The following is a 12,246-nucleotide window of genomic DNA, read 5'->3' on the forward strand; positions in this document are numbered from 1 at the left end:
TTAAAAACTAAAAACAAGGGGTTACCTATGTTTTTTACCGCAAAATTGAACCACCCTAAAAAAGTCTAGGCGTTCTTCTGAAATAAGCCTGCCTGTTTGTATCTATATAAAAAACCCCTTTCCAAAAGCAATGGAAAGGGGCGATAAAAGTTTATTTAAGTTATGTGAAAGAGAAGCTTATTGCTTCACTACCTTTAAGGTTTCAACTGTGTTGTTGCTGTTTACTTTTACCAAATAAACGCCACTTGATAAACTTGAAACGTTCACTTGGGTGTTGTTGTCGTTAAAATCAACATTGAAAACTTCTTGTCCGGTGATGGTGTAGATCGCCACCGAGTCGATGGTCTCTGTAGTGTTTAAGTGCAATACGTCGTTAACGGGGTTAGGATAAAAAGACACTGTGGATTGTGCCACATCGTTTGTGCCCAATACCAAATCGTCAAGGTACGCTGCCCATCCTTCTACAAATGGTGGTGGACCGTTTACCCAACCCGATACGTATTTTCCGTCGGGCGATATAGCTATTGCAGTTCCCAAAAGGCCATCATCGGTATCGATGGTTACGCCATTGGCTTGCAACACGTCTTTTAAATATACAGGTTGTTCGCCAAAGGTGGGGTGGTAGATAATGGCATCGCGAACTTGAAAGCCAACTTCAGCATAGCCTACGGCAACACCGTTTTCAGAGATACTTGTAAACGCAGCAGCATCGGCACCTTCGGGGAGGTCGTATTGTGTAAAAGTATCGGTAGCCAGATCGTAAATGAAGGGCTGTAGGTCAAAATCGCCTACCATGACATCGTTGTTGTTGATGTTGCCAATGGTGTTTATGCCAGTTACTGTTGGCAATTGGCCTTCAGGAATAAGGTGGTATTCACCGTCTAAGGTACGGTAAGCGGGAACCCGTAACGTACCACCGGTATCAGGACGATCTACCCATCCTACCATAATTCCGTTGTCGTTCACAGCGTAAAAGGCACCTGCTTCGCCTTGAGGGTCAAAAACGCCCATGAGTTCTTCGGTTTCGGTATCGAACAAAAACCCGCCATAGTCGTTCCCTATGTTTGTTTGTCCAGTTATATACTTACTGTTGGGCGAAATGTCGTAAGGGGTGTTTTCGTCAAAGTTTTGTGGGTCTTGTTCGGGCAAAAAGCCTATAGGGTTCCACGTACCGTCTTTTCGGTATGCAGCTTGTAGAATGAAGTTGGTCTCATCATACATCATGGTGCCGGCAATATCTTCATTATTGTTTGTAGCGGCCAAGGTAAAGGCTTCTTCTTCAGAAGGCGTTAATTGGTTGGAGCCAAAATCGTAATATTCAAAAACGGTAATGCCAAAACCGTTATCGTTTATATCGTTAAAGCGGGTTTCGGGTTGGGTAAGCACGTTAAGTTCTACTTGGGCTTGCAGTTGCGAAGCACCCATTACTAAGCAGGCCATGACCATGCTTTTTACTAAAAAGGTAATTTTTTTCATCATAAATTATTTAAATGTATTAGTGGTAATTATGAGGCCGAAAGTAGAAAACCTTTTACTATAATAAAAGGACTTACCTTTTGAAATTCGTGAATTTTAAAAGCATAAAATATTTTTAAGTCACTAAAAATGAGATTATTACTGAGTTTTAGAATAAGATTGTTATTGTGTTAGGCTTTCCAGCTTTGCTTGTGCTTTTTTAAGCTTTTTATGATTTTTTAGAGTCAAAATTGTCAAAATAACAAATAGAGCGATAATTAATCCAAGTAATATCCATTGAACGGTTTGCAGTTTTAAAAGTGTTTTTTCAGTGTGCAACTGGTTTTCTTCTATGGTGTCTTTTATGGAATTATTAATCGTTTTTTCTTCTTTAATATGTATCTGTTTTTGAACGTTTTTATATTTATCGAAGTAAATTTTATACAAGTCGTGGTTGTTCAACGCCAAATAATTATCTGAAAAGTTTTTGTAAATACCTTGGTTTAAAATTAAATCGCCTACTTGTTGCGATGCTTTTTCGGCTTCTTCTAACGCTGTTATCGCTTGGTTATAGTTTCCTTCTACGGTATAAACCTCGCTTAACCCTTTTTTGGCAAAGGCATAGAGGCTATTGGCACCAATGGATTGTGCATACGCTATTGATTTTTTAAAATTGACGCGTGCCGAATCTATTTGCGATATTTGTAAAAAACAATTGCCTTTGTTATAACACAAAGTGCTCAGGTTTGCGGTCATGGAGTTATCGGCGCTTATTTTTTTAAAGTGAAATATGGCTTTGTTAAAATAATTTAAGGCTATTTGGCAACTCATTTGCTCCCTATAAATAAACCCCCTAATGGTATAGTTGAACCCTAAAAGAGACGGTAATTTTTCTGGATCTGTTATTTTTTTAGAACGCTGTAAGGCTTCATCCAAATAATCAATAGCTTTATCGTAAATGCCCAATTGTTGATATTGCATTCCAATAGTGTTCAACACGTTTATACGGGTTTTCTCACTGCTTATCTTGTCTAAGTACTGGCGTGTTTTAAGGGCATATTCCAAAGATTTTGTGTTCTCCCTTTTAGAAAGGTATGCATTGCTAATCAACATCAATGCATAGGTTTTAGTTTTGGGTTTGGTTGCTTTGGTCAACACATCTTCCCCAATCCTGATGGCTGCCTCGGGATCTTCAAAGACTTTATTAGTAGTAACATCAACAAGGCTGTCTAAGTGTTTTTGTGCCAAACCGGCTGCACTGCATAAAGAGCACAGCACGATTAGTATGGACGGAATAAGGCTTTTTGCTTTCATGCCGTTTCTTTACTTTTTTTGAAAACCTCCATAAACTTAGTGGGTGAAACACCTGTCACCGACTTAAAAACCGTTGTAAAGCTGCTATGTGAAGAAAAACCGCTTTCTTCGGCCAGATAGCTTATTTTGTAATTTAAATAAACCGGGTCGGTTCTTAACTTTTCAATAATATAGTCTATTCGCAATTCGTTGATGTAACTGTTGAAGTTTTTTCCTTTATGACGATTGATTACTTCGGAAATGTATTTTGTGTTGGTCTCAAATTCTGAGGCCAACCAAGCGATGCTCATATCCTGATTGGTATATTTTTTTCCAGATTCAAAAGCATCCAGTTTTTTTAATAACAAACGTTCGGTTTCTTCAGGGACGATTGCACTTTTTTCAAGAACTATTTTTTCAAGCTTGTGTACTTTAACGGGTTCTTTTGGTAAAATATATTTGCTAATGGCTGCATATTGTTTTGTTTTCGAATTATAGAAATAATTTATAATAATGCCCGATGCCAATAGCAAAAGGAACAGTCCTAATAAACTATATATCCAAATTTTTGCTTCGTTTATTTTTGCTTCAGAACGTTCTATTTGGCGCTCATTAATAAAATTATAAACCGAATTTACAGCCTTGTCTGTATCGGTTTCCATTTCGGTTGAAAGGATATTGGCTTGTTGTTTAAGGGCGTAAAAGTTTTGCGCGTCTTCCAGGGCCAGGTAATTCATGGCCAGCCCTTCCACACATTTGTTTTTAAAATAGGGGTTGGTTATCTGTTCTGAAATGGTAAAAGCTTCTTTGAATACCTGTATCGATTTGCTATAATTTTTTTCAGAAAAATAAATATGCGCCAATTGCTGTAATGCCTTCATTTCGGTATGATCCATTTGCTGAAGGGTTTCCAAGGTTTTCTTTAAATGAACTTTAGCAGAATCAAGACGGCCGGTTTTTTCAAAAACTTCAGATAAAAGAAGTGTGGTTCCAGTTGCGGAAAGCGTATCTTTTATTGTTACGAAATTTTGATGTGCCTGATATAAAAGCTTTGTTGCTTCAGAAGTGTTTCCAGTTATAGAATAGGTGTATGCCCGATCTTGTTTCAGTTTTCCCGATAGCCACATGGACAGCTTTTTATCGGTTACGTTATCTTCTAAAATATGTAATTCTTCTAGATAGTTTGTCGCAACGGTTTCTAACCCCAACTCTCGTAAAAGTTTTATGGCAAAGAGGTTGGATTTCAGTTTTATTTCAATAGCATTGGAAGCATCCGCAATCTTTTTTGCTTGGAGAGCATTTATTACCGCGTCATTATAATTTCCCCTTACATAATAGCTGGTAGCCAAAAGCAAGGTGGCTTGGGCAGTTATGGTAGGATCTTTATCTTGGTTTATAATATATGTAGCTATTTTACCTGCTTCTTCGGGCTGGGAGTAGCGTTTGCTTTTGGCTTCCATCAAAAGATCGTCTATAGCTGTATGTTCTTGAGCGTAAAAGACCAAGGGCAATAGGAGTGAAACCAAACAAAAATAGAATACAAGTCGCATAACTTATTTAGATATCCAGCCTTGTTAAAGACTTTTGCAAAGTTACTATTTTAATAAGCTGCCCCGTCTTTTTTTTGGTGTAGATAAGAAGGTTTTAAAGCAGAATATTTTTAACAATAAATTGAAACAACCTATAAAACAATACTTCTCAATTACTTTTTCCTTGTAAAAAAAGCAACGATGGCTGCAGTAACCACCCCGAAGCCCAATGCGCCAAAAGCTGATTGCCACATATAATTGTTTATATTGAAATAGTCGTTGGCCTTGGTACGCGTCATTATATCGTTGGTGACCGAATATTCAATGACCGTGTTAAAATATTCTGGAGTAATGTAGTTGTGGGTTATGTATTGACCAATGGGGGAAAGCAACGCCACAAAAAGCGATAAAATAATACCTGATACAAACCCTTGCAACCACGTCATTTTTTTCTGGTACGCCCTTCTTCTTTTTTCCCGTATGGCCAATAGATAAATAAAACGGCAAAAGGAGCAAAGAGCATGGTCATCCACCAATGGTCTGCAATGTTTTCTCCGTGCCAGCCCAAGGTTTTTTCGAGCAGCATCCAACAAAGGAGGGTAACCATAAAAATGACAGCCCATTTGAGTTCGATATACAGTTTTTTCATCTTAGGTTTTTGAAGCAACCAAAGATACCCAAAAAAAGGAACCCCAAAACAATTTTTATTTCAAGGTTTCTGGCAAATTAAACTTCTTTAAAATTATACTTCCATCCTCCAATTTCCATCTTTCATTTTCCAACTCATCGGTAAGCGATCATTCGTCTTTATTCAATCAAAGAGAAGGCTTATTTGTTTTTTATGGATTTCGAATAAAATTTCCTATAGAAGATTTTTTAAATATTTCCTTTGTACAAATCCCAAATCGGGAAGCACATTTCATAATCGTTCCACATTAAATCGCCATGGACTATTTTAAAATCCCTAAACCTTTTTATATCTAAAAATTTAGTGATCATGGGATTTGAAGAAGATTTCAAAAATGGTTCGAAGTCCACGGTTTTATTCACTCCGTCAGAAAATCGAAAAGCTATTTTATATCCATCTATGTACACTGCATTTTCTATAGAAATAACCATTATTTTATTTTTTTTGTGATTTTTTCAGATTTAACAGGTTTATTGTAAACAAAAAAATCGATCCATTTATTAACAATGTCGTCCCTATATTTTTCAACAAGGATCTTTAATTGTTTTTGATGTTTGTCGCTTAAAGGTTTTTTTCCTTTTACTTTACTTATTCGAATTTCAACAAATTTGCCATCCTCAAAAATAATTTCAGCTTTGCTCTCTAAATTTTGAAATTTTCCGTGAACGTGAATCGGTTCATGTTCATTGGAATAAAATAGGACAATCAGCCCGAAATATTCATATAGTTTTGGCATATTCAAAGATAAGGAAATTATAAAATTGTTCAACATCGATTATGGGTTTAGGATAAACCGAATAAAAAAAGGTCCCGAAGTTACACCCTCGGGACCTTATTAAATAGTTATAATAAACATTCTTAATCTACCAGCACCCATTCCCCTTTATCCAATAATGGGATGGCTTGTTTGTATTTCAAGGTTTTATTTTCTCCGCTCATCACGTTTTTAATGGTCACTTTCTCGTTGCGGCCTATTTTTGGACGTTCGCGTACAATGGTTTCGGTAACCTGTTGTTGTTGCTGTTGGGTATTGCCGGCAGCACGTGATTGTGCAGCACGCTCGTCCATGTTTTGGATTTCCTCTTTTTCTTCGTTGAGTTTTTCCTTTTTGCGCACTTGTTTGGCCTCGGTAATCTGCTGTTGGTTTTCCTGTGGTAACTCTCCTTTAAACAGGAAGGAAATCACCTCTCGGTTTACCTTGTCTATCATAACCTTGAAAAGTTCGAACGCTTCAAACTTATAGATCAATAAGGGGTCTTTTTGTTCGTGCACGGCCAACTGTACCGATTGTTTCAACTCGTCCATTTTGCGCAAGTGGGTTTTCCAAGAGTCGTCGATAATGGCAAGGGTGATGTTTTTCTCAAAATCCTGTACCAGTTGTTTCCCTTCGGTCTCGTATGCTTTTTCAAGATCGGTCGCTACGTTGAGGGTTTTTACGCCATCGGTAAACGGTACCAAAATACGTTTGTACTGGTCCTTGTGGTTTTCATACACGTTCTTGATCACTGGGTAGGCCATTTCGGCATTGCGCAACATTTTGTCGTGGTAATGTTGGTAAGCGGCCTTATACACTTTCCCGGCAATTTCCAAAGTGTTCATTTTCTCGAACTCCTTTTCAGAAATAGGCGAGCTCATCGAGAAGTAACGGATCAGTTCAAACTCGAAGTTTTTGTAATCCTGCGCCAGTTTGTTGGTTTCAGAAATAGCTTCGGAAGTTTCAAAAATCATATTCGCAATATCCACGCGAAGGCGTTCGCCAAACAAGGCGTGGTAGCGGCGTTTGTAAATCACCTCCCGTTGGGCGTTCATCACATCGTCATATTCCAACAGGCGCTTCCTGATTCCGAAGTTGTTTTCTTCCACTTTTTTCTGTGCCCGCTCAATGGACTTTGAAATCATGGAATGTTGGATCACTTCGCCTTCTTCCAGTCCCATACGGTCCATCATTTTGGCAATGCGCTCGCTACCAAAAAGGCGCATTAAATTATCTTCCAGCGATACGTAAAACTGCGAGCTTCCCGGGTCACCCTGTCGTCCACTACGTCCGCGCAACTGCCGGTCCACCCGGCGGCTGTCGTGGCGCTCGGTACCAATAATGGCAAGGCCGCCGGCTTCTTTAACTTCTTTGCTCAGTTTAATGTCCGTACCACGGCCAGCCATGTTGGTCGCGATGGTCACCATGCCGCTTTTACCGGCTTCGGCAACAATATCGGCTTCTTTTTTGTGCAGTTTGGCGTTCAATACATTATGCGGAATGTTGCGTATGCTCAACATACGGCTCAGCAATTCGGAAATCTCTACCGAGGTCGTACCAATCAACACCGGCCGCCCGGCTTTCGAGAGGTCGGTCACTTCGTCGATCACTGCATTGTATTTTTCGCGCTTGGTCTTGTAAATCTTGTCTTCTTTGTCGTTACGGGCAATGGGGCGGTTGGTGGGGATTTCCACCACGTCCAGTTCGTAGATTTCCCATAGCTCGCCGGCTTCGGTAACGGCAGTACCCGTCATTCCCGATAGTTTCCGGTACATACGGAAGTAGTTTTGAAGCGTAATAGTGGCAAAGGTTTGGGTGGCGGCCTCGATTTTTACGTCTTCCTTGGCTTCAATGGCTTGGTGCAGGCCATCGCTGTAGCGGCGCCCGTCCATAATACGGCCCGTTTGCTCGTCCACGATCATCACTTTGTTGTCCATCACCACGTATTGGGTGTCTTTTTCAAACAGGGCATAAGCTTTCAGCAATTGGTTGAGGGTATGGATACGCTCGCTTTTAACCCCAAAGTCGCGGAAGAGCTCTTCTTTCAGTTCGGCTTCTTCTTCTTTTGGAAGTTCCTGCGCTTCTATCTTTGCGATTTCGGTCCCCATTTCGGGCATCACGAAGAAATCTGGGTTGTCTTCGCCCGAAAGGTATTCCACCCCTTTATCGCTCAATTCTATTTGGTTGTTCTTTTCGTCAATTACAAAATACAGTTCTTCATCAACTTTCGGCATTTCGCGGTTGTTGTCCTGCATGTAATGGTTTTCGGTTTTCTGAAGGATTTGGCGTACGCCGTCTTCAGATAAAAACTTGATCAATGCCTTATTTTTTGGCAAACCGCGATAGACCCGCAGCAATTGGAAACCACCTTCTTTGGTGTCGCCTTCTTTAATGAGCTTTTTGGCTTCGGCCAACACCCCGGTCAAGTACTTGCGCTGTACGTTCACGATGTCCTGGACCTTTGGTTTCAGTTCGTTGAATTCGTGGCGGTCGCCTTCGGGTACGGGCCCAGAAATGATCAAAGGCGTACGGGCGTCATCGATCAATACCGAATCCACCTCATCCACAATGGCGTAATGGTGTGGGCGCTGCACCAAGTCTTTGGGATCATGCGCCATGTTGTCGCGCAGGTAATCGAAACCGAATTCGTTGTTGGTTCCGTAGGTAATGTCTGCATTGTAGGCTTTTCGGCGCTCTTCACTGTTGGGGCGGTGGTAATCGATGCAATCCACGCTTAGCCCGTGAAATTCAAAAATAGGCGCCATCCATGCACTGTCCCGTTTGGCCAGGTAGTCGTTTACGGTTACCAAGTGCACCCCGTTTCCGGCCAGGGCGTTTAAATAAACCGGCAAGGTCGCGACCAATGTCTTACCTTCCCCTGTTTGCATCTCGGCGACTTTGCCTTGGTGCATGGCCACCCCGCCTATAAGCTGTACGTCGTAATGCACCATGTCCCAGGTTACTTCTTTCCCGGCGGCATCCCAAGAGTTTTGCCAGATGGCTTTGTCGTCATCTAAGTTCACATAATCTTTGGTTGCTGAAAGTTCACGGTCAAAAGCCGTGGCGGTTACGGTAAGGGTTTCGTTGTCCACAAAGCGTCTGGCGGTTTCTTTTACCACGGCGAAGGCTTCGGGGAGTATCTCGTCCAAGGTTGCTTTTTCCACTTCGTAGCGGTCGTCTTTCAAGGCATCTATTTGGTTGTAGATTTCCTCTTTTTTGTCGATGTCTTCTTCGGCTTCGGCATCGATTTTAAGTTGGTCTATCTGTTGTTGTACTTCTTTTTGGTCTTCTTTGATTTTAGTACGGAAGGCATCGGACTTGGCCCGAAGTTCATCTAAGGAGAGCTTGGCCATGGCGGCCTCGTGTTCTTTTATTTTATCGACGTACGGTTGGATTTCACTAATGTCTTTCTTGGATTTGTCCCCAACAAAGACTTTTAAGATATTGTCTAATATTCCCATGGGTTATTGGTGTGTTTTATGCTCAAAAAGGTGCAGGCAAGATGCCTTGGGTTGGCAAGTACAAAAAAACTGCAAAAAAATAAGGTAACCAAAAGGATGGTTTGTTTTATTTGTGCGCATGGTGTTTTTTGTGTTGAGCAAAAAAAAAGCCTCTATGGGTATAGAGACTTTTTAATTAATATTTCAGTTATTGTTGTAAGGTAGCATTGGTCATGCTGTTTTTAATATTCGTCTTCGTTCCACAGGTAATCTTCGTCTGTGGGGTAGTCCGGCCAAATTTCTTCGATGGAATCGTACGAATCACCTTCATCTTCAATCGCTTGTAGGTTTTCCACTACTTCTAATGGGGCTCCCGTTCTAATGGCGTAATCGATCAATTCGTCTTTGGTTGCCGGCCAGGGCGCATCGCTTAAATAGGATGCCAATTCTAAAGTCCAGTACATAGCACTTAGGGTTTTATAATTTCTGCAAAAATAATTTTTTCGATTAAAAAGTCAAGAAAAATCGCAATTATTTATGCTATATTTTAAAGAACGTTTTTAAATCGCTGATTTATAATATATTAAATTTTATGGAAAAACCTCATAATTTCTCGGGAATCCATTTAATCTCCTCAGCTTGCAGGTCATGAGTCAATTTTCGTGCCAGTACGAACAGGTAGTCAGATAGGCGGTTTAAATATTTCAGTGCCAGCTCGTCAATGGGTTCTTCGTGATGCAAGAGCGTCGCCAAACGTTCGGCACGGCGGCACACACAGCGGGATATGTGACAATATGACACGGTAGGGTGGCCGCCGGGCAGCACAAAGTGGGTTACGGGCGGGAGGGCTTCGTTCATCATATCCATTTCGGTTTCTAAGCGGGTTACGTCTTCTTCTTTTATTTTGGGGATGTTGAGGCGATCCTTACCGCTTTTTAATTTGGCCTTTTCGGGGTCGGTGGCCAGCATAGCGCCCAAGGTAAACAAGCGGTCCTGTATGTGGACCAGTATTTCTTTGGAACGAGGATCGATGTCTTGGGAGCGTATCAAGCCAATATTGGAGTTGAGTTCGTCCACGGTGCCGTAACTATCGATACGGATGTGGTATTTGGGTACGCGCGTCCCGCCAAAGAGGGCCGTGGTGCCTTTGTCGCCTGTTTTGGTGTATATTTTCATGGAAAAGGTTTTGTGCAAAGGTAGGAAAGTTGTAAAAACCTTTATGAGTATTGAGGTCTAAATTATCCTGTGAAATTCAATAGTTTGTTTACAGGAATGTTTAGTGCTGTAACAAGTTCCATTATATTTGTTAATGATATATTTACTCGTCCATTTTCAATTCTATTGATATATTCTCTGGACAGACCAGTCTCGAAAGCCAATTGTTTTTGGGATATGGACTGCTCGACTCTATACTTTCTTAGGTTATCACCAAATTTTATCAAATATTTATTAGCTCCTTTGTCCACCCAATAAAGGTGAAAATGAAAATAATTTTGTATGTGACATATAAATCACTATATTTATAATGATATTTCAACTAATTAATTAAAATCTTTCACTTATGAGGAAATTATTACTTTTTTGTATTTTTACGTTAAATGCAATAGCTATGAACGCACAGGATTATTTTATTTGTGCAACCGAAGAAAATACTACTCCAGACCCCATTGGGGTTTACACAGCCTCTACTGATGAGAACGTATTGAAAAACTTTCCTCCCGTAGTGTTTAACATCTACTATTGGCAAGTTAACGAAGCTAACGGAAACAACAACGATCCCTTGACCGAAGCAAAGGTTTTAGAGTCTGTAGCCCACTTAAACATTAAATTCAATCCACTCAACATATTTTTTAAATATAGAGGATTTGGTTCTCTTGACAGCCCCCCTTTTGTGCCTTTGGTAATCTATGGTGAAAATGGTTGCGAAGTGCAAACAGATGCAAATGGAAATCCATTGCCAGATCCAAATGGGTATGGAATTTTAAGCCGGTGTCAAAGAGGGCAGCTATTAACTTATGCAAAAAGCAATGGATATTATGATCCCAATGCTTTTAATGTTTATGTGCCCTATGCTTTAGATGATTTTGGTGGGGCGGCATCTGGTGATACCGTATCTATTATGCCAACGGTTAATTTAAATAATGCTACCATAATTCATGAGTTAGGACATAACTTTAATTTACTGCACACTTTTTCTGGATATAATGGAAATTATTGTGAGCACGTAACCCGTAACACAAATGATCCAGATTTCAATGCTGACACCCATGGTGATAGGGTTGTTGATACAGCAGCTATGCCTGACTTTTTAAATGAATATTGCTATTTTAACGATTTGGCTCCGTCGCAATGCAGGTATGATAATCAATATGGATATTATTATATAGATAAGGTAAATTGCACTTATACTGGTGATAATACAGATTGCATAGATGAACCCTATCAGATTTCAGAACAAGATGTTCGCAACGTGATGGGCTATTCTTGGTGCAAGGAAATCTTTAGTACGGGACAAGGCATACGGATGCAACAACGAATTGCTAATGACCCAAATGGTAATTATACCGCCGCACAAACCGATATAGCATCCTTATACGAGCCTTATAAAGGAGAATACTATGTTTCAGGCCCATCCTACTCGTTGCCGCGGCCTACCTTTCAACCCGGTTTTGAATACCGTTTTATGGAATGTGATTGCGATTGTCCAGAACCGACCGATTATGAAGATACTTCTTTTACCTATACCCAAAACGTGGTATTGAGCATAGGAAAACACGAAACAGATTATAGCAAGATAGTCCACCCTAATCATTCGGCAATCGGTATTAAACATATTGATCCTGCATTCTGGCCACAGCCTAGAAGATGTTACGACAATGGTAATTTAGCACCTAGCTCGGGTAAAGTGACCCGGTTTAATGATGGAGTGTTTAATACTAATGTTACCGTTATGCAAAAAGACTCTATGGGCATTAACAATCCTAATTTGATAAATGAATTGCCAACCGGACTTTACGAAATTGAAGAAAACTATTACGATGGTTCCAAAGAGGAAACTGTCATCCAAAAAGGAAGTAACTAAATTGA

The 12,246-nt window shown here is 40.3% G+C and carries 12 protein-coding genes; 1 reads left to right on the forward strand and 11 read right to left on the reverse strand.

All coding sequences use genetic code 11. From position 1 onward, the window contains the following. Positions 1–177 precede the first annotated feature (177 nt). From DDV96_RS03970 to DDV96_RS16195, 11 genes are all read right to left on the reverse strand, one after another. Positions 178–1,479: a T9SS type A sorting domain-containing protein gene (locus DDV96_RS03970; protein WP_116693445.1), complete on the reverse strand. Its 1,302-nt coding sequence runs from the start codon at positions 1,477–1,479 to the stop codon at positions 178–180. Positions 1,480–1,638: 159 nt separating this feature from the next. Continuing rightward, positions 1,639–2,769 carry a tetratricopeptide repeat protein gene (locus DDV96_RS03975; RefSeq protein WP_116693446.1) on the reverse strand — a complete coding sequence of 377 codons (1,131 nt, stop codon included), beginning with the start codon at positions 2,767–2,769 and terminating at the stop codon, positions 1,639–1,641. Beyond that, the gene (locus DDV96_RS03980) at positions 2,766–4,298 is read right to left on the reverse strand and encodes a helix-turn-helix transcriptional regulator (RefSeq protein ID WP_116693447.1); all 1,533 of its coding nucleotides are present in this window, start codon (positions 4,296–4,298) and stop codon (positions 2,766–2,768) included. The genes DDV96_RS03975 and DDV96_RS03980 overlap by 4 nt, the downstream gene beginning before the upstream one ends. A gap of 152 nt (positions 4,299–4,450) precedes the next feature. Then, positions 4,451–4,810: a DUF4199 domain-containing protein gene (locus tag DDV96_RS03985; RefSeq protein ID WP_240607668.1), complete on the reverse strand. Its 360-nt coding sequence runs from the start codon at positions 4,808–4,810 to the stop codon at positions 4,451–4,453. After that, complete coding sequence (locus tag DDV96_RS15980; protein ID WP_240607669.1) at positions 4,720–4,926, reverse strand: hypothetical protein; 207 nt, start codon at positions 4,924–4,926, stop codon at positions 4,720–4,722. The genes DDV96_RS03985 and DDV96_RS15980 overlap by 91 nt, the downstream gene beginning before the upstream one ends. Before the next feature lie 227 nt (positions 4,927–5,153). Continuing rightward, positions 5,154–5,396, reverse strand: coding sequence for a DUF2442 domain-containing protein (locus DDV96_RS03990; RefSeq protein WP_116693448.1), 243 nt, complete (start codon positions 5,394–5,396; stop codon positions 5,154–5,156). Further along, entirely contained in the window at positions 5,396–5,737 is a 342-nt protein-coding gene (locus DDV96_RS03995; protein WP_206074002.1) for a DUF4160 domain-containing protein, read from the reverse strand. Before DDV96_RS03995 ends, DDV96_RS03990 begins: the two co-directional genes overlap by 1 nt. Before the next feature lie 86 nt (positions 5,738–5,823). Then, complete coding sequence (gene secA, locus DDV96_RS04000) at positions 5,824–9,180, reverse strand: preprotein translocase subunit SecA (RefSeq protein ID WP_116693449.1); 3,357 nt, start codon at positions 9,178–9,180, stop codon at positions 5,824–5,826. 221 nt (positions 9,181–9,401) lie between these two features. Then, positions 9,402–9,623 (reverse strand): DUF2795 domain-containing protein, encoded by a 222-nt coding sequence (locus DDV96_RS04005; RefSeq protein ID WP_008272287.1) that lies wholly within the window; start codon positions 9,621–9,623, stop codon positions 9,402–9,404. A 139-nt stretch (positions 9,624–9,762) separates the two neighbouring features. Then, positions 9,763–10,335, reverse strand: coding sequence for a cob(I)yrinic acid a,c-diamide adenosyltransferase (locus DDV96_RS04010; protein WP_116693450.1), 573 nt, complete (start codon positions 10,333–10,335; stop codon positions 9,763–9,765). A gap of 62 nt (positions 10,336–10,397) precedes the next feature. Further along, positions 10,398–10,625: a helix-turn-helix domain-containing protein gene (locus DDV96_RS16195; protein ID WP_165805959.1), complete on the reverse strand. Its 228-nt coding sequence runs from the start codon at positions 10,623–10,625 to the stop codon at positions 10,398–10,400. 95 nt (positions 10,626–10,720) lie between these two features. Here DDV96_RS16195 and DDV96_RS04020 point away from each other — a divergent pair, with 95 nt between their 5' ends. Further along, positions 10,721–12,241, forward strand: a complete 1,521-nt coding sequence (locus tag DDV96_RS04020) for a hypothetical protein (protein ID WP_116693452.1) — start codon at positions 10,721–10,723, stop codon at positions 12,239–12,241. The last annotated feature ends 5 nt before the right edge of the window (positions 12,242–12,246 follow it).

The organism is Marixanthomonas spongiae, from assembly GCF_003095375.1.
GTDB lineage: Bacteria > Bacteroidota > Bacteroidia > Flavobacteriales > Flavobacteriaceae > Marixanthomonas > Marixanthomonas spongiae.

Bases quoted from the DNA above. Each gene is read 5' to 3' on its own strand.
- DDV96_RS04020 (WP_116693452.1), top strand. From the start codon at position 10,721: ATGAGGAAATTATTACTTTTTTGTATTTTTACGTTAAATGCAATAGCT.
- DDV96_RS03990 (WP_116693448.1), bottom strand. From the start codon at position 5,396: ATGGTTATTTCTATAGAAAATGCAGTGTACATAGATGGATATAAAATA.
- DDV96_RS04010 (WP_116693450.1), bottom strand. From the start codon at position 10,335: ATGAAAATATACACCAAAACAGGCGACAAAGGCACCACGGCCCTCTTT.
- DDV96_RS04005 (WP_008272287.1), bottom strand. From the start codon at position 9,623: ATGTACTGGACTTTAGAATTGGCATCCTATTTAAGCGATGCGCCCTGG.
- DDV96_RS03975 (WP_116693446.1), bottom strand. From the start codon at position 2,769: ATGAAAGCAAAAAGCCTTATTCCGTCCATACTAATCGTGCTGTGCTCT.
- DDV96_RS15980 (WP_240607669.1), bottom strand. From the start codon at position 4,926: ATGAAAAAACTGTATATCGAACTCAAATGGGCTGTCATTTTTATGGTT.
- DDV96_RS03980 (WP_116693447.1), bottom strand. From the start codon at position 4,298: ATGCGACTTGTATTCTATTTTTGTTTGGTTTCACTCCTATTGCCCTTG.
- secA (WP_116693449.1), bottom strand. From the start codon at position 9,180: ATGGGAATATTAGACAATATCTTAAAAGTCTTTGTTGGGGACAAATCC.
- DDV96_RS03970 (WP_116693445.1), bottom strand. From the start codon at position 1,479: ATGATGAAAAAAATTACCTTTTTAGTAAAAAGCATGGTCATGGCCTGC.
- DDV96_RS03995 (WP_206074002.1), bottom strand. From the start codon at position 5,737: ATGTTGAACAATTTTATAATTTCCTTATCTTTGAATATGCCAAAACTA.